The sequence below is a fragment of the Streptomyces sp. NPDC043854 genome (assembly GCF_056436005.1).
Window position 1 is genome coordinate 217,223 of the sequence record NZ_JBWKDK010000004.1, and the last position, 16,458, is coordinate 233,680.

The 16,458-nt window shown below is 72.8% G+C and carries 15 protein-coding genes; 10 read left to right on the forward strand and 5 right to left on the reverse strand.

The features are described from left to right. The first annotated feature begins 35 nt into the window (after window positions 1-35). From AC068A_RS06040 to AC068A_RS06065, 6 genes are all read left to right on the forward strand, one after another. A complete protein-coding gene (locus AC068A_RS06040) occupies window positions 36-1,403 on the forward strand; it encodes a pyridoxal phosphate-dependent decarboxylase family protein (RefSeq protein ID WP_478581314.1) in 1,368 nt (455 codons plus the stop codon). Window positions 1,404-1,530: 127 nt separating this feature from the next. Beyond that, window positions 1,531-2,559 carry an N-acetyl-gamma-glutamyl-phosphate reductase gene (gene argC / locus AC068A_RS06045; protein WP_478581317.1) on the forward strand — a complete coding sequence of 343 codons (1,029 nt, stop codon included), beginning with the start codon at window positions 1,531-1,533 and terminating at the stop codon, window positions 2,557-2,559. 73 nt (window positions 2,560-2,632) lie between these two features. Next, on the forward strand, window positions 2,633-3,790 hold the full coding sequence (argJ, locus tag AC068A_RS06050) for a bifunctional glutamate N-acetyltransferase/amino-acid acetyltransferase ArgJ (RefSeq protein ID WP_478581320.1): 1,158 nt from the start codon (window positions 2,633-2,635) through the stop codon (window positions 3,788-3,790). Beyond that, window positions 3,787-4,713 (forward strand): acetylglutamate kinase, encoded by a 927-nt coding sequence (argB, locus tag AC068A_RS06055; RefSeq protein WP_478581322.1) that lies wholly within the window; start codon window positions 3,787-3,789, stop codon window positions 4,711-4,713. The genes argJ and argB overlap by 4 nt, the downstream gene beginning before the upstream one ends. Continuing rightward, on the forward strand, window positions 4,710-5,921 hold the full coding sequence (locus AC068A_RS06060; protein WP_478581324.1) for an acetylornithine transaminase: 1,212 nt from the start codon (window positions 4,710-4,712) through the stop codon (window positions 5,919-5,921). Before argB ends, AC068A_RS06060 begins: the two co-directional genes overlap by 4 nt. 7 nt (window positions 5,922-5,928) lie before the next feature. Beyond that, window positions 5,929-6,519, forward strand: a complete 591-nt coding sequence (locus tag AC068A_RS06065; RefSeq protein ID WP_478581326.1) for an arginine repressor — start codon at window positions 5,929-5,931, stop codon at window positions 6,517-6,519. A gap of 49 nt (window positions 6,520-6,568) precedes the next feature. Here AC068A_RS06065 and AC068A_RS06070 read toward each other — a convergent pair whose 3' ends face one another. Genes AC068A_RS06070 through AC068A_RS06080 form a run of 3 tightly spaced genes read right to left on the reverse strand, consistent with a single transcriptional unit; the run spans window position 6,569 to window position 9,434 of the window. Further along, on the reverse strand, window positions 6,569-7,255 hold the full coding sequence (locus tag AC068A_RS06070) for a L,D-transpeptidase family protein (RefSeq protein WP_478581501.1): 687 nt from the start codon (window positions 7,253-7,255) through the stop codon (window positions 6,569-6,571). 6 nt (window positions 7,256-7,261) lie between these two features. Continuing rightward, the gene (locus AC068A_RS06075; protein ID WP_478581328.1) at window positions 7,262-7,843 is read right to left on the reverse strand and encodes a pyridoxamine 5'-phosphate oxidase family protein; all 582 of its coding nucleotides are present in this window, start codon (window positions 7,841-7,843) and stop codon (window positions 7,262-7,264) included. A gap of 43 nt (window positions 7,844-7,886) precedes the next feature. Then, complete coding sequence (locus AC068A_RS06080) at window positions 7,887-9,434, reverse strand: HEAT repeat domain-containing protein (RefSeq protein WP_478581330.1); 1,548 nt, start codon at window positions 9,432-9,434, stop codon at window positions 7,887-7,889. 172 nt (window positions 9,435-9,606) lie between these two features. Between AC068A_RS06080 and AC068A_RS06085 the strand changes: the two genes are divergently transcribed. Next, window positions 9,607-10,800: an argininosuccinate synthase gene (locus AC068A_RS06085; RefSeq protein ID WP_478581332.1), complete on the forward strand. Its 1,194-nt coding sequence runs from the start codon at window positions 9,607-9,609 to the stop codon at window positions 10,798-10,800. Window positions 10,801-10,880: 80 nt separating this feature from the next. Further along, a complete protein-coding gene (gene argH, locus AC068A_RS06090; RefSeq protein WP_478581334.1) occupies window positions 10,881-12,308 on the forward strand; it encodes an argininosuccinate lyase in 1,428 nt (475 codons plus the stop codon). 173 nt (window positions 12,309-12,481) lie between these two features. On the opposite strand, the gene AC068A_RS06095 is transcribed toward argH, so the two are convergent. Further along, complete coding sequence (locus tag AC068A_RS06095) at window positions 12,482-13,657, reverse strand: hypothetical protein (RefSeq protein WP_478581337.1); 1,176 nt, start codon at window positions 13,655-13,657, stop codon at window positions 12,482-12,484. Window positions 13,658-13,746: 89 nt separating this feature from the next. Continuing rightward, window positions 13,747-14,262, reverse strand: a complete 516-nt coding sequence (locus AC068A_RS06100; RefSeq protein WP_478581339.1) for an HAD domain-containing protein — start codon at window positions 14,260-14,262, stop codon at window positions 13,747-13,749. An 82-nt stretch (window positions 14,263-14,344) separates the two neighbouring features. Between AC068A_RS06100 and AC068A_RS06105 the strand changes: the two genes are divergently transcribed. Further along, the gene (locus tag AC068A_RS06105; RefSeq protein WP_478581340.1) at window positions 14,345-14,896 is read left to right on the forward strand and encodes a TetR/AcrR family transcriptional regulator; all 552 of its coding nucleotides are present in this window, start codon (window positions 14,345-14,347) and stop codon (window positions 14,894-14,896) included. Continuing rightward, window positions 14,893-16,452, forward strand: coding sequence for an MFS transporter (locus AC068A_RS06110; RefSeq protein ID WP_478581343.1), 1,560 nt, complete (start codon window positions 14,893-14,895; stop codon window positions 16,450-16,452). The genes AC068A_RS06105 and AC068A_RS06110 overlap by 4 nt, the downstream gene beginning before the upstream one ends. The last annotated feature ends 6 nt before the right edge of the window (window positions 16,453-16,458 follow it).

The following is a 16,458-nucleotide window of genomic DNA, read 5'->3' on the forward strand; positions in this document are numbered from 1 at the left end:
TTGCAGGCCGGCGGCGGCCGTTCCATAGTCCGACTATGGACGCGCGCGAGGCCGCGCTCCGGCGGGCACACGGCCATGCCGTGCACTGGCTGGCGAGCCTGTCCGAGCGGCGGGTGCCCGCCCGTGCCTCGGTCGACCAGATCGTGCGGGCGCTCGGTGCCGAGCTGCCCGAAGGCCCCGGCGTGCCCGCCGACGTCGTCGACCTGATGGCCGCCGCCTGTGAGCCGGGCCTGACCGCGTTCCCCAGCGGCCGCTTCCACGGCTTCGTGGTGGGCGGCACCGAACCGGCCGCGCTGGCCGCGGACTGGCTGGTCAGCGCCTGGGACCAGAACTGCGTGATGCGTGCCGCCTCGCCCGCCTACGCGGCGGCCGAGGACATCGCGAGCGCGTGGCTGCTCGACCTGCTCGGCCTGCCCGGGCGCAGCGCCGTCGGCTTCACCACCGGCGCCACCACCGCGAACTTCACCTGCCTCGCCGCCGGCCGGGACACGGTGCTGCGGAGCGCCGGCTGGAACGCCGCCCGCGACGGGCTCGCCGGGGGCCCGCCCGTCCGCGTCCTCGCCGGCGCCGACCGCCACATCGCCGTCGACCTGGCGCTGCGCTACCTGGGACTCGGTGAACCCGAAACCGTGCGGGCGGACGACCAGGGGCGCATCGTGCCCGACGCACTGCGCCGCACCCTGGCCGCGGGCGGGCCGGGCCCGACGATCGTGGTCCTCCAGGCCGGGGACATCCACTCCGGCGCCTTCGACCCCTTCCCCGCCGCGATCCGCGCCGCACGCGAGGCGGACGCCTGGGTGCACGTCGACGGCGCCTTCGGGCTGTGGGCGGCGGCTTCACCGGCGCACGCGCACCTGACGGCCGGCTGCGCGTCCGCCGACTCCTGGGCGACGGACGCCCACAAGACCCTGAACGTCCCCTACGACTGCGGGCTCGCCATCGTGCGCGACCCGTCCGCGCTCCGGGCGGCGATGGGCCAGCGCGGCGACTACCTCATCCACGACGAGCAGGGCGACCCCGTCGACAAGGTCCCCGAGCTCTCCCGGCGCGGCCGGGCCTTCCCCGTGTGGGCCGTCCTCAGGTCCCTCGGCCGGTCGGGGGTCGCCGATCTCGTCGACCGGCTGTGCCGGCACGCCCGCGCCTTCGCCGACGGCATCGCCGGGATCGACGGCGCGACCGTCCTCAACGAGGTGGTGTTCACCCAGGTCTGCGCCGGGTTCGGCAGCGACGCCCGCACCGACCGGGTCCTCACCCGGCTGCTCGACGAGGGCGACACCTGGATCAGCGGCTCCACCTGGCACGGCCGGCGGGTCATGCGGATCTCCGTGAGCAACTGGTCGACCACCGAGGAGGACGTGGCGCGCTCGCTCGACGCGATTCGCCGTGCCGTCACCTGCGCCTGACATGCTCCCCGGGCCGCCGCCCCGGGCAGCCGCAGGTCAGCGGGGTGCGGCCAGCGCAGGCGGAACGCGCAGCATTGCATAAAAGTGCGGCGCTACGTATAGTCATGCCATCCAAGAGGAGGGTCCGATGGTGGTACGTGCAGCAGTGGCCGGAGCGAGCGGATACGCGGGCGGTGAGCTCCTGCGCCTGCTCCTGGCCCACCCCGAGGTGGAGATCGGCGCGCTCACCGGCAACTCCAACGCCGGCCAGCGGTTCGGCTCCCTTCAGCCGCACCTGCTCCCGCTCGCCGGACGCACCCTGGAGCCGACCACCCCCGAGGTCCTCGCCGGCCACGACGTCGTTTTCCTGGCCCTGCCCCACGGGCAGTCCGCCGCCGTCGCCGCCGAGCTCGGCCCCGACGTGCTCGTCGTCGACATGGGCGCCGACCACCGGCTGAAGGACTCCGCCGACTGGGACAGGTTCTACGGAGCCCCCCACGCCGGCAGCTGGCCCTACGGGCTGCCCGAGCTGCCCGGCGGCCGCGCCGCGCTGGAGGGCTCCCAGCGCATCGCGGTCCCCGGGTGCTTCCCCACCGCCGTCTCCCTCGCCCTCTACCCGGCCTACGCCGACCGGCTCGCCGAGCCGGAAGCGGTGATCGTCGCCGCCACCGGCACCTCCGGCGCCGGCAAGGCCCTCAAGCCGCACCTGCTCGGCTCCGAGGTCATGGGGTCGGTGAGCCCGTACGGTGTGGGCGGCGTCCACCGGCACACCCCCGAGATGGTGCAGAACCTGTCCCAGGTCGCCGGGCAGCGCGTCTCCGTCTCCTTCACGCCCACCCTCGCGCCCATGTCCCGGGGCATCCTCGCCACCTGCTCGGCGAAGGCCCTTCCCGGCACCACCGCCGAGGCGGTGCGCGCCGCGTACGAGAAGGCGTACGCGGACGAGCCCTTCGTCCACCTGCTGCCCGAGGGCCAGTGGCCGGCCACGGCATCCGTCTACGGTTCCAACGCCGTTCAGATCCAGGTCGCCCACGACGCGGCCGCGCAGCGGATCATCGCGATCAGCGCCATCGACAACCTCACCAAGGGCACCGCCGGCGGCGCCGTCCAGAGCATGAACATCGCCCTCGGGCTCCACGAGAGCCTCGGCCTGTCCACGATCGGAGTCGCACCGTGAGCGCCGTACCGAGCGCCCCATGCGCAGCCCCCGGGCTGCGGACGACGACGGAAGAAGCGAACGAGGAGACGCAGTGACGGTCACGGCAGCACAGGGATTCACCGCGGCGGGCATCGCCGCGGGAATCAAGGAGAACGGCAACCCGGACCTGGCCCTCGTGGTCAACAACGGGCCCCGCCTGGCCGCGGCTGGCGTCTTCACCTCGAACCGCGTCAAGGCCGCCCCCGTCCGGTGGTCCGAGCAGGTCCTGCGCGGCGGCGCCGTCAGCGCGGTCGTCCTCAACTCCGGCGGCGCCAACGCCTGCACCGGCCCCAAGGGCTTCCAGGACACCCACGCCACGGCCGAGAAGGTCGCCCAGGCCCTCGGCGGCGAGCACAACGCCGGCGAGGTGGCCGTCGCCTCCACCGGCCTGATCGGCGTCCTGCTCCCCATGGACCGGCTGCTGCCCGGCGTGGACACCGCCGTCGCGGCCCTCTCCGCGGACGGCGGCGAGGCCGCCGCCATCGCCATCAAGACCACCGACACCGTCCACAAGACCGCCGCCGTGACGCGGGACGGCTGGACCGTCGGCGGCATGGCCAAGGGCGCCGGCATGCTCGCCCCCGGCCTCGCCACCATGCTCGTCGTCCTCACCACCGACGCCGACCTGGACAGCGCCACCCTGGACCGGGCCCTGCGCTCCGCCACCCGCACCACCTTCGACCGGGTCGACTCCGACGGCTGCATGTCCACCAACGACACCGTGCTGCTGCTGGCCTCCGGCGCGTCCGGCGAAGTGCCGGCCTACGAGGACTTCGCGGAGGCCGTGCGGACCGTCTGCGACGACCTCGCCCGCCGGCTCATCGGCGACGCCGAGGGCGCGAGCAAGGACATCCGGATCGAGGTCGTCGGCGCGGCCAGCGAGGCCGACGCCGTCGAGGTCGGCCGGTCCATCGCCCGCAACAACCTCCTCAAGTGCGCCATCCACGGCGAGGACCCCAACTGGGGCCGGGTCCTCTCCGCCATCGGCACCACCGGGGCCGCCTTCGACCCGGACCGCCTGGGCGTTGCCATCAACGGCGTGTGGGTCTGCAGGAACGGCTCCGTCGGCGAGGACCGCGACCTGGTCAGCATGAAGGACCGCGAGGTGCGCATCACCGCGGACCTGTGCAGCGGCAGCGAGTCCGCCGTGATCTGGACCAACGACCTGACCGCCGAGTACGTCCACGAGAACAGCGCGTACAGCTCATGACCGGCACCGCGCGGAAGCACACCGCCCTCCCGAAGGCGCAGATCCTCATCGAAGCGCTGCCCTGGCTGACCCGCCACCACGGCAAGACCGTCGTCATCAAGTTCGGCGGCAACGCCATGGTGAACGACGAGCTCAAAGCCGCCTTCGCGCAGGACGTGGTCTTCCTCCGGCACGCCGGGCTCCGCCCGGTCGTCGTGCACGGCGGCGGCCCCCAGATCAACGCCCAGCTCGACAAGGAAGGCCTGGTCAGCGAGTTCAAGGCCGGCCTGCGCGTGACCACCCCGGAGGCCATGGACGTCGTCCGGATGGTGCTCGCCGGCCGGGTCCAGCGCGAGCTGGTGGGCCTGCTCAACCAGCACGGCCCGTTCGCCGTCGGCATGACCGGCGAGGACGCCCAGACCATCTCCGCGGTCCGGCACATGCCCGAGATCGACGGGGAGCAGGTGGACATCGGCCGGGTCGGCGAGATCACCGCCATCGACACCGGCGCCATCGAGGCCCTGCTCGCCGACGGACGGATCCCCGTGATCTCGTCCATCGCGCGCAGCGCCGACGACGGGCACGTCTACAACATCAACGCCGACACCGCCGCCGCCGCGCTCGCCGCCGCACTCGGAGCCGAGACGCTGATGGTCCTCACCGACGTCGAGGGCCTGTACGCCGACTGGCCCCACAGCGACGAGGTGATCAGCCGGCTCACCGTCAGCCAGCTGGAGAAGCTGCTGCCCGAGCTCTCCAGCGGCATGGTCCCCAAGATGGAGGGCTGCCTGCACGCCGTACGCAACGGGGTGCGCACCGCCAGGGTCATCGACGGGCGCGTCCAGCACTCGATCCTGCTGGAGATCTTCACCGACGAGGGGATCGGCACGATGGTCGTGCCGGACCCGCAGGAGTCCACCACCCGGGGAGGGAAGCAGTCGTGACCGCCAATCAGGAGTACGCGGCCCGCTGGCAGCGCACGCTGACGAACAACTACGGCACGCCCGCCCTGGCCCTCGTACGCGGCGAAGGCGCCCAGGTCTGGGACGCCGAGGGCAAGCAGTACACCGACCTCGTCGGCGGCATCGCCGTCAACGCCCTCGGCCACGCCCACCCCGCGGTCGTCGCCGCCGTGACCGCCCAGGTCTCCACCCTCGGCCACGTCTCCAACCTCTACGCCTCCGAGCCCGTCCTCGCCCTCGGCGAGCGGCTGCTCCAGCTCTTCGGCCGCCCCGGCCGGATTTTCTTCTGCAACTCCGGAGCCGAGGCCATCGAGGCCGCCTTCAAGATCGGCCGGCTGACCGGGCGGACCCACATGGTCGCCACCGGGGGCGGCTTCCACGGCCGGACCATGGGAGCCCTCGCGCTCACCGGGCAGCCCGCGAAGCAGGGCCCGTTCCTGCCGCTGCCCGGCGACGTCACGCACGTCCCGTACGGCGACGCCGAGGCCCTGCGGGCCGCCGTCACCGAGGAGACCGCGCTCGTCGTCATCGAGCCGATCCAGGGCGAGAACGGCGTCGTCGTACCGCCCGCCGGCTACCTCAGGGCCGCCCGGGAGATCACCCGCGCCACCGGCACCCTCCTCGTCCTCGACGAGGTGCAGACCGGCGTCGGTCGGTGCGGCCACTGGTTCGAACACCAGGCCCACGAGGGCGTCGACCCCGACCTCGTCACACTCGCGAAGGGGCTGGGCGGCGGCCTGCCGATCGGTGCCGTGGCCGCCTTCGGGCCGGCCGCGGACCTCCTGCAACCCGGCCAGCACGGCACCACCTTCGGCGGGAACCCCGTCGCCTGCGCCGCCGGCCTCGCCGTCCTCGACACCATCGCCGCCGACGGACTCCTCGACCGGGTCAAGGCCCGGGGCGAGCGGCTGCGCTCCGGAATCGAGGGCCTCGGCGGCGGCGAGGGCCACCCGCTGGTCTGCCATGTCCGTGGCGAGGGCCTTCTCCTGGGTATCGTGCTGACCGGGCCGTACGCACCGCAGGTACAGCAGGCGGCCCAGGACGCCGGCTTCCTGGTCAACGCGCCCGCCCCCGACGTCGTACGGCTCATGCCCCCGTACGTGCTGACCGAGGCCGAGGCGGACGCGTTCGTCGAGGCCCTGCCCGGCATCCTCGATGCAGCGAACGGGGACGGACGAACCGGGGAATGAGACGACGATGAGCCAGGCGCAGGACAACGAGCAGTGGGGGTCCCCCCGGGCGGGGGCACCCCCGTCGGTGGCCGGGGGAGACAGCGGGGGCGGTCCTTCCGTTCCCCAGACCCGCACCGCCCGCCACCGCCGGATCGTGGACATCCTGAACCGGCAGCCGGTCCGCTCCCAGAGCCAGCTGGCCAAACTGCTCGCGGACGACGGGCTGAGCGTCACCCAGGCGACGCTCTCCCGCGACCTCGACGAGCTGGGCGCGGTGAAGATCCGCAACACCGGCGGCGAGCTGATCTACGCGGTGCCCAGCGAGGGCGGCTTCCGCACCCCGCAGGCCCCGCTCGGCGAGTCGGCGAAGGAGGAGCGCATGCGGCGCCTCTCCGGTGAACTGCTGATCTCGGCGGAGGCCTCCGCGAACCTCGTCGTCCTGCGCACCCCGCCGGGTGCCGCGCAGTTCCTCGCCTCGGCGATCGACCAGGCCGAACTGCACGCCGTCCTCGGCACGATCGCCGGCGACGACACGCTGATGCTCATCAGCCGCGACCCGGCGGGCGGCCAGGCCCTCGCCGACCACATGCTCCGCCTGGCCCAGAAGGAGGGCTGACGGGCTCCGGCCCGCGGCAGCGGCCCGGTCCCGCAGGCCGGAACGGCCGTCAGTAGCGGGTGATCGACAGGTCGCCCGCCTGGGTGCCGATCGCGATGTGCGGGTGGCGGCCGGGGTCGGCCCAGCGGAGGATCGCGCGCATCGCCTCCTCCGGGACCGACACGCAACCCGCCGTCGGGCCCTTGCCGTTGACGTGCAGGAAGATGCCCGCTCCCCGGCCGCGGACCGGTCGGTCGTAGTTGAAGGCGATGACCATCCCGTGCGCGTACTGCTGCGCGTACGTCACGAGGTGCTCGGCCTCGCCGGGCGCGCAGTCCGCGGGCAGCGGCTCCACCCAGCGGTTGTAGCCGGCCGACGCGTTGTCCTGGCACCACCAGGAGTGGGCCGTCACCTGCCGGTAGGGGTACTCCGTCCCGGCCGGGGCCCGGCGGATCCCGAAGGCGTACGGGAGTGCGTACAGGCCGGTCGGGGTGGTGTTCGTGCCCTGGACGCGGGTCGCGCCGTCCGTCAGGCCGTTCGCTCCGAACCGGGCCTGGGCGCTGCCCTTCTTGAACCAGCGCCCCGCCACCCGCTCCCACCAGACCACCTGCCCCGTCGTGGAACCGGGTGCGGGCGCGACGGCGGTGATGAGCTGTCTGCCGCCCCCGGTGTCGGCGAGCCGGTCCGGCAGCGGCAGACGGCTCGGGGGGAGGAGGGCGGTGACGATCAGTGAGCCGGTGACGAGAGCGATACTCAGCACACGTCAGACGGTACGCGGAGGGAGGGGCAGGGGCAGCGCAGGCAGGCCGTCGACACTCACCCCGACGTGCTCCTTCCGCTCGCAGTACGCGGCGAACTCTTCGTCCGTCTTGCGGCCGAAGTACTCCGAGTGGAGGGTGCGCTCACCCTGGTACTCCATGAAGGGGACGGCGTATCCGCACACGTCCGCGATCCGCTTGGCGTGCACGACGATGACGGCGCGGGCCCCCGGCCCGTCCGCCCCTTCGAACAGCCCGATCAGCTCGGCCCAGCGGGGGTCGTCGCGGAAGACGGCCTCGGCCTCGCCGTGGATGCGGACGATCTTCGGCGGTCCGCTGAACGCGCACCACATGAGGGTGATCCGGCCGTTCTCGCGGACATGGGCGATCGTTTCCGCGCCGCTGCCGCCGAAGTCGAGGTAGGCGAGGGTCTGCTCGTCGATGACGACGAGCGTCCCCGCGCGGCCCTTGGGGGAGAGGTTCACGTGGCCGTCCGCCGCGAGAGGGGCGGTCGCCGTGAAGAACACCGGCTGCTCCTCGATGAACGTGCGCAGCCTGCCGTCTATGCGTTCGTAGAGATTTCCCATGGTCCGATTATCGGCCCTGAACGGCCTTTTCCGGCCGGTGATTTCAGTCGTCGACGGCCAGGTCGCGCAACCTTCGGCCCAGCTCGTGGTCGTTGAAGTGGTGCGCCGATCGCCGCAGCAGGGTGGCCAGTTCCGCGGTGTCCGCCTCCCCGGTGAGCCGGGCGAGCCGCCAGTCCCAGCCCCGTGCCGACGCCCGCGCCGCCGCGCGCACCTTCGGGTCCCAGTCCTTCGACAGCGCGACGGCGGCCCGCAGCTCGGCGATCCCGCCCCGCTCGCGCAGCAGCCGGAAGGCGGCCCGGCGGGTGTGCAGGCTCTGGCGGGGGGTGGAGCGCGCGGCCAGGAACTCGACGTCCAGGCGGCCCGCCACCGGGAGCAGGCTGAGGCAGGCCTCTCGGGCCACGGAGGGGGCGGGGTCGTCGAGCAGCGCGAGCAGCTCGGCGTCCCCGGTGGTCGAGTCGAGCTGCCGCAGCCCGGCGAGCGCGGCGGCCCTGACCCGGCCGACGGAGTGCTCCAGCAGGCCCCTCAGCAGCGGTATGTCCTCGCGCCTGCCGAATTCGGCGAGTGCGGCCACCGCGTAGGGGGACGGCCCCGCCGGGTCGGCGACGAGCCAGCGGCAGTGCTCGTGCGCGTCGCCGCCGTCCTGACGGACGAGCCACCGGGCGCAGGCCCGGACCAGGCCGGACGGGTCGGCGAGGTACCGCGCGCCCTCGTGTGGGCGCCCGGCCCGGTGCAGGGCGGTCACTCCGGCGGCGCGCACCTGGCCGAGGCGGCCGCCGAGCAGGGCGTCGACGGCCTCGTCGTCCGTGCCCTTGACGGCCAGCTCCCGCATCGCGGCGTCGGTCCACATGCGGCACGTCACCGGGTCGTGCTCGGCAGCGGCCTCCCGGGCGAGGTCCCGTACGGACATGCGGCCCCGGGCGAGGGTGATGCGGGCGGCGAAGCGCCGGGTCGGCAGGTGGGTGCTCCGGCGCAGCCCGGCCAGGATCCCGTCGGCCTGCTTGCGGGTCGGCGGGCCCGCAAGCAGGCCGACGCGCCACCACTGCGCGAGGCGCGGCTCCCGGGCGTGCAGGGCGGCTTCGAACAGCTCCACCGCCCAGGCGCCCTGCTCCCGCCCGCCCAGCCGGAGGACGAGCGGGACGGCGTGGGACAGGGTGTACGAGGGATCCGCGGCCAGGAACCGGACCAGCACCGCCCGGGCCCGGTCGCGTACCGCCGGAACCCAGTCCGCGCAGCGGATCACCACGAGCGGCAGCGGCAGCAGCGGCGGCACCAGCGCGAACGGCGAGCCGAGCGCCGCCTCCCGTACGCGCCCGTCCGGGTGGCACAGGAGCAGCGCCGGGTGAGTGGCGGCGGGCCGGCTGCCGCGGCGCGGCAGTCCGAGCCGGCGGCCGGCCGGACCGCTGCCGTCGTGCACCGCCCGGCCCGGGCCGCCCTGGGCCCGAAGACCGCTCCGTACGTGCTCGTCGAAGGCGATCCAGGCCTCGGGCCGGGCGTCGGGCAGCAGTCCGCCGGCGGGGACCGCCCCTCTCTGCAGCAGTACCCGTGCGGCCGCGCGCCCCGCGTCCGCATCCCACCGGTGTGTGGCCCCCATGCGCCCTCCCGAGCCCTCCCGCGCTGTTCCGGATCCGAGCGTAGCGGCCGGGGCGGTCCGGGCGCCGTCGAGATTCCTGCTGGTCAGGGGAGCGTCGGAGGGGTCGATTGACGAAACATACGGAGCAGTGCATAGTTATGCCCATCGCTGATTGCACCGTAAGGAGAAACCCGTGACCGAGCGCGTCGTACTCGCCTACTCGGGCGGCCTGGACACCTCCGTCGCCATCGGCTGGATCGCCGAGGAGACGGGCGCCGAGGTCATCGCCGTTGCCGTGGACGTCGGCCAGGGCGGCGAGGACCTGGACGTCATCCGCAAGCGCGCGCTCGCCTGCGGTGCCGTCGAGGCCGAGGTCGCGGACGCCAAGGACGAGTTCGCCAACGAGTACTGCCTCCCGGCCATCAAGGCGAACGCCCTCTACATGGACCGCTACCCGCTGGTCTCGGCGCTCTCCCGCCCCACCATCGTCAAGCACCTGGTCGCCGCCGCGAAGAAGCACAACGCCGGCATCGTCGCCCACGGCTGCACCGGCAAGGGCAACGACCAGGTCCGGTTCGAGGCCGGCATCCAGGCGCTCGGCCCCGACCTGAAGTGCATCGCCCCGGTCCGCGACTACGCGATGACCCGGGACAAGGCCATCGCCTTCTGCGAGGCGAAGAACCTGCCGATCGCGACCACCAAGAAGTCCCCGTACTCCATCGACCAGAACGTCTTCGGCCGCGCCGTCGAGACGGGCTTCCTGGAGGACATCTGGAACGCGCCGATCGAGGACATCTACGAGTACACCTCGAACCCGGCCACCCCGCGTGAGCCCGACGAGGTCGTCATCTCCTTCAAGGAGGGTGTCCCGGTCGCCATCGACGGCAAGCCCGTCACCGTGCTCCAGGCCATCCAGCAGCTCAACGAGCGGGCCGGCGCCCAGGGCATCGGCCGGATCGACATGGTCGAGGACCGCCTCGTCGGCATCAAGTCCCGCGAGGTGTACGAGGCCCCGGGCGCGATCGCGCTGATCACCGCCCACCAGGAGCTGGAGAACGTCACCGTCGAGCGCGAGCTGGCCCGCTACAAGCGGCAGGTCGAGCAGCGCTGGGGCGAGCTCGTCTACGACGGCCTGTGGTTCTCCCCCCTCAAGCGGGCCCTGGACGGCTTCATCAACGAGGCCAACCAGCACGTCACCGGTGACATCCGGATGACCCTGCACGGCGGCCGTGCCGTCGTCACCGGCCGGAAGTCGGACGAGTCGCTGTACGACTTCAACCTCGCCACCTACGACACAGGCGACACCTTCGACCAGTCCAAGGCGCAGGGCTTCATCGACATCTTCGCCCTCTCCGCGAAGATCGCCGCCAAGCGCGACCTGGCGTAACAGCCGTACGTTGGAAGCAGCCGCCTCCCGGTTCCTCCGTGGCTGGGAGGCGGTGGCACATCACTTCGAGGAGCACAGCAGTGAGCAGCAACAACGGTGACGTCCGGCTCTGGGGCGGCCGGTTCGCCGACGGCCCCGCCGAGGCCCTGGCGAAGCTGTCCGCGTCGGTCCACTTCGACTGGCGCCTGGCGCCGTACGACATCGCCGGCTCCCGTGCCCACGCCCGCGTGCTCCACAAGGCCGGACTGCTGACCGCCGACGAACTGGACCGCATGATCGCGGGCCTGGACCGGCTGGAGGCGGACGTCGCCGACGGATCCTTCACCGGCACCATCGCCGACGAGGACGTGCACACCGCCCTGGAGCGCGGCCTGCTGGAGCGGCTCGGCGCCGAGCTCGGCGGCAAGCTGCGCGCCGGCCGGTCCCGCAACGACCAGGTGGCCACCCTCTTCCGGATGTACCTGCGCGACCACGCCCGGATCATCGGCGGTCTCATCGCCGACCTCCAGGACGCCCTGGTCGGCCTCGCCGAGACGCACCCGGACGTGGCCATGCCCGGCCGCACCCACCTCCAGCACGCCCAGCCGGTGCTCTTCGCGCACCACGTGCTCGCCCACGTCCAGTCGCTGTCCCGGGACGCCGAGCGGCTGCGCCAGTGGGACACCCGGACCGCGGTCTCCCCGTACGGCTCGGGCGCCCTGGCCGGCTCCTCGCTGGGCCTGGACCCGGAGGCGGTCGCCGCCGACCTCGGCTTCGAGCGCGGCTCGGTCGGCAACTCGATCGACGGCACGGCCTCCCGCGACTTCGTCGCCGAGTTCGCCTTCATCACCGCCATGATCGGGATCAACCTGTCCCGGATCGCGGAGGAGGTCATCATCTGGAACACGAAGGAGTTCTCCTTCGTGACCCTGCACGACGCCTTCTCCACCGGCTCGTCGATCATGCCGCAGAAGAAGAACCCGGACATCGCGGAGCTGGCCCGCGGCAAGTCCGGCCGCCTCATCGGCAACCTGACGGGCCTGCTCGCCACCCTCAAGGCCCTCCCGCTCGCCTACAACCGGGACCTCCAGGAGGACAAGGAGCCGGTCTTCGACTCCTGCGACACCCTCGAGGTCCTGCTCCCGGCCTTCACCGGCATGATGGCCACCCTCACCGTCAACCGGGAGCGCATGGAGGAGCTGGCGCCGGCCGGTTTCTCCCTCGCCACGGACATCGCGGAGTGGCTGGTCAAGCAGGGCGTGCCGTTCCGGGTGGCGCACGAGGTCGCCGGGGAGTGCGTCAAGGAGTGCGAGGCACTCGGCATCGAGCTCGACGAGCTCACCGACGACCAGTTCGCGAAAATCTCCGCGCACCTGACCCCGGAGGTCCGCACCGTGCTGAACGTCCCCGGCGCACTGGCCTCGCGCAGCGGCCGCGGCGGTACGGCCCCCTCGGCGGTGGCGCTCCAGCTCACCGAGCTGAAGGCGGACCTGGTGATCCAGCACGCCTGGGCCGCGCACAAGCAGTAGCCCGCCCGCGGCAGCCGTACGCTGCCGCCCCCGTACACCCGCGGCCCTGCGGCCCCGCACCCCCGTACGCCTCACGGCCCCGGGGCATGTACGTCCGCACGCCCCGGGAAGCCCGGAGGGGCGGCCGGAGCCCCGTGCTCCGTCCGCCCCTCCGCCGCATGTGCGCCGCCCGCTCAGCGCAGCGGGCGGTCCGGCTCGTAGTTGGTCAGGACGCAGCCCTCGACCTGGGACTTCTCCAGCCGGTACCCGGACGGGGCGGAGAAGCCGGGCACGCAGTTCAGGTACAGGAACTGAAGCTGGTACAGGCCGTGCCGGGAGGACGGGCTGTTGGTCTCGACCGCGATGTTCTCGCCGACGAGCAGCAGGCTCCCGGTGGCCTTCAGCCTGCCGTCGTCCTTCAGGTCGGCCTGCTGGGCGGCCTTGGCCTTGGTCTGGAGCTTCTTCATGTCCCCGACGGTGTCGAGCCAGCTCAGGTCGTGGGCGCGCCGCTCGCCGGCCGGCTGCCCGCACAGGGCGCGGCCCGTCACGCCCCACTCGAGCGCGTTGCCCTTGACCACGGGCTGGTAGTCGATCGACTCCACGGCCACCGCCTCGGGATCGGTGGAGAAGTTCTTCTGGCAGTCCAGGCTGTTGCCGACGAGCTTGCGCAGCTCGGCGATGCTGCCCGCGCGCGGGAGGCCGAGGCTGCCGTTCTTCGGCTGGCCGGCCTTCGAGCCGTCGCCGGACGGGTCCTGCGGGGTCTCGAAGTTCGGACTGCCCGAGCCGTCCTCGGCGGAGACGAAGTCCGTGAGGCCGCAGCCCTCCACGAGGGGCTTCTCGCGCTTGTACCCCTCGGGGACCCGGCCGCCCGGGTTGCAGACCAGGACGCGCAGGTCGGAGCGGACCAGCTTCATGGCCGTCTTGGTCGCGGTGGGGAAGGCGACGAAGCCCTTGCCGATCAGCACCCGGCTCTCGTGGCCGTAGCCGCCGTCGCCCCCCTTGATCCGGTCCATGACGTACTGCTTGTAGCCCTCCTGGAACGCCTTCATGTCCTGGGGGACGGCGATGACGATGTCGCCCTTCTCGGCCTTGTCGCTGCACACGCCGACCTCCGTCACCGACCACTGGCCGGTCTTGGGGAAGTCGCCGCCCGGCATCCTCGGGTCGTCCGCCTTCGTGCTCAGGTCGTCGCACGAGGTGAACTGCCGCATGTGGCGCTGCGCCCCGGCGAGGGGCCCTTCCGCGGCGGCTGCGGAGGCGGAGGCGGAGGCCCCGGCCGGTGGGGACGTCTGGCCGCCCCCCTTGCACGCGGCGAGGGTGGCCAGGCAGCTCAGGGCGGCGGTGGTGGCGAGGATCCGCTGGATGCGCATGGGTCGCTTTCGTCGGAGGCAGATCACCAGGGGGTGGCATGTGCATGCTAAGCGTGCCCCGCGCGCGTGATCAAAACCCGGGGTCCGCCTTACGCTGCCCACTCCGCCAGCGCGTCGAAGTCCGGCCAGGTCAGCCCGATCCGCTCGTCGATCCGCATCAACAGGGCCCGGAAGGGGTGGCGTTGGCCGACGTACTCGCGGTCCATGTCCGTGATGTCGTCGTCGATCCAGGCGAACTCGCGCCCGCCCGCGTACTCCAGGACGTACTGCGTCTTCCAGAAGGTTCCGCGCGGCGCCCGGCCGTGCATCTGCGGCCAGTCGATGTACGGCAGCCGCGGCAGGCCGAGGTGCGGGCCTATCCAGTCGTTCGCCTCGTCCTTCCAGGTCGTCGCCCAGACCAGCTCGTACGCGTCCGCCAGCGCGAGCAGCTCCGCGCCGTGGGCCGGATTCAGCCACACGCGCAGGGGCCGCCGGCTCTCGGAGGGCGACCAGCCGGTGGGCCGCATCCGGTGGGTGGTGTACCCCTCGGGGCGGCGCTCGGCCTGCGCGGCGTACGGGTTCAGCGGGCCGTCCACGTCGATCAGGAGCAGGGGCTTCGTCGTCATCTGCGCAGTCTTCCGTTCCCGGTGCCGGGGGGCACCGCAATAAAATGAGACATAGATGTCTCATTTGGTGTATCGTTGTCTCATGGCCATGGATCGTGACCAGGTGCTCCGCGACGCCGCAGCCCTGCTCTCCCGCAAGTCGACCGCCACGATGGACGAGGTCGCCCGCGCCGCCGGCATCGGCCGCGCCACCCTCCATCGGCACTTCGCCGGGCGCGACGCCCTCGTACGGGCCCTGGAGGAACTCGGCATCCGCGAGTTCGAAGACGCCTTCGACCGGGCGCGCCTCGACGAGGGCACCGCCGTGGAGGCGCTGCGCCGGCTCGTCGCCGAAAGCGAGTCCAACGCCCAGCTGCTGGCCTTCCTCGTTACCGAGAACCAGCTGTTCGAAGGCGACCAGGTCAACGAGGGATGGGCCCGGCTCGACGCCCGCGTCGGCGCGCTGTTCCGGCGCGGCCAGGCGGAGGGCGACATCCGGATCGACCTGAGCCCCGCCTGGCTCACCGAGGCCCTCTACGGCCTCATCGGCACCTGCGCCTGGGCCGTCATGGACGGCCGGGTGGCCGCCAAGGACTTCCAACACATGATCATCGAGCTCTTGCTCGGTGGCGCGCAACGGAGTGATAGGACATGACCGCAACCGAGCAGCTGAAGCCCCGGACGGGGGCGGAGACCGGCGGGGGCGGCAGCCGCGGGCGCTGGCTCGCGCTGGCCGTGCTGGTGCTGGCCGTCCTCCTCGTCGCCGTCGACGCCACCGTCCTCGGCCTCGCCACCCCGTCCCTCTCCGAGGACCTCGAGCCGTCCGGCACCCAGCTGCTCTGGATCGGCGACATCTACTCCTTCGTCATCGCCGGCCTGCTCGTCTCCATGGGCTCCCTCGGCGACCGGATCGGCCGCAAGAAGCTCCTGCTGACCGGCGCCACCGCCTTCGGCGCCGTGTCCGTGCTCACCGCCTGCGCCACCAGCCCCGAGCTGATGATCGTGGCCCGGGCCCTGCTCGGCGTGGCCGGCGCGACCCTCATGCCCTCCACCCTCGCGCTGATCCGGAACATCTTCACCGACCCGCGGGAGCGCAGCCTCGCCATCGGCATCTGGGGCGCCACCGCCTCCGCGGGCGCGGCCGTCGGCCCCGTCGTCGGCGGAGCACTGCTCCAGCACTTCTACTGGGGCTCGGTCTTCCTCATCAACCTGCCCGTGATGATCGCCCTGGTCCTCGTCGGCGCCAGGCTGCTGCCCGAGTCCAGGAACCCGGTCGCCGGGCCCTGGGACCTGATCAGCGTCGCCCTCTCCCTCGTCGGTGTCATCGGTGTCGTCTACGCCGTCAAGGAAGCCGCCACCCACGGCCCGACCTGGGACGCTGGCCTCGCCGCCGCGGTCGGCGCCGCCGCCCTGTACGCCTTCGTGCGCCGCCAGTTCGCGCTCCCCGCGCCGCTGCTCGACATGCGGCTCTTCAAGGACCGCGGGTTCTCCGGCGCGGTGGTCGCCGACCTCCTCACCGTCTTCGGCCTCTCCGGCCTGCTGTTCTTCCTCTCCCAGTTCCTCCAGCTCGTCCAGGACCGCGAGCCGCTGGAGGCCGGCCTCGCCGAACTGCCCGCCGCCGTCGGCGCGGTGGTCACCGGCCTGGTCGCGGGCCAGTGGGCCCGCCGGTTCTCCGTCCGGTCCGTCGTGGCCGGCGGCCTCGGCGCCATAGGCCTGGCCCTGGGCGCACTCACCCTGGTCCGGCAGGACAGCGGCTACCCGCTGCTCGGCGCGTCCCTGCTCGTCGTCGGCCTCGGCGCCGGCTTCTCCTTCACCGTCACCGCCGACGTGATCCTCTCCAGCGTCCCCAAGGAGCAGGCCGGCGCCGCCTCGGCCGTCTCCGAGACCGCGTACGAGCTGGGCGCCGCCCTCGGCATCGCCCTCCTCGGGTCCATCGTCACCGGCGTCTACCAGGGCTTCACCGCCCCCGCCGCGGTTCCCGCGCCCCTCGCCGGGGCCGCGCACCAATCCCTCGGCGGCGCGGTCGAAGCCGCCGGGGCACTGGACCCGCAGACCGGGCAGACGCTGCTGGACGCCGCCCGGGAGGCCTTCGTGGACGGCCTGCACCACGCCTCCGGCGTCAGCGCCCTCGTCCTGCTGGCCACCGCCGCGGCCGCCTGGTTCCTGCTCAAGGGGCAGAAGCTCCAGGAGGGCGCCGCCGCCCACCACTGATCCCGC

Excerpts from the sequence above, each read along its gene's own strand:
- AC068A_RS06040 (WP_478581314.1), top strand. The coding sequence starts at position 36 with ATGGACGCGCGCGAGGCCGCGCTCCGGCGGGCACACGGCCATGCCGTG.
- argC (WP_478581317.1), top strand. The coding sequence starts at position 1,531 with ATGGTGGTACGTGCAGCAGTGGCCGGAGCGAGCGGATACGCGGGCGGT.
- argB (WP_478581322.1), top strand. The coding sequence starts at position 3,787 with ATGACCGGCACCGCGCGGAAGCACACCGCCCTCCCGAAGGCGCAGATC.
- AC068A_RS06065 (WP_478581326.1), top strand. The coding sequence starts at position 5,929 with ATGAGCCAGGCGCAGGACAACGAGCAGTGGGGGTCCCCCCGGGCGGGG.
- AC068A_RS06075 (WP_478581328.1), bottom strand. The coding sequence starts at position 7,843 with ATGGGAAATCTCTACGAACGCATAGACGGCAGGCTGCGCACGTTCATC.
- AC068A_RS06080 (WP_478581330.1), bottom strand. The coding sequence starts at position 9,434 with ATGGGGGCCACACACCGGTGGGATGCGGACGCGGGGCGCGCGGCCGCA.
- AC068A_RS06095 (WP_478581337.1), bottom strand. The coding sequence starts at position 13,657 with ATGCGCATCCAGCGGATCCTCGCCACCACCGCCGCCCTGAGCTGCCTG.
- AC068A_RS06100 (WP_478581339.1), bottom strand. The coding sequence starts at position 14,262 with ATGACGACGAAGCCCCTGCTCCTGATCGACGTGGACGGCCCGCTGAAC.
- AC068A_RS06105 (WP_478581340.1), top strand. The coding sequence starts at position 14,345 with ATGGCCATGGATCGTGACCAGGTGCTCCGCGACGCCGCAGCCCTGCTC.
- AC068A_RS06110 (WP_478581343.1), top strand. The coding sequence starts at position 14,893 with ATGACCGCAACCGAGCAGCTGAAGCCCCGGACGGGGGCGGAGACCGGC.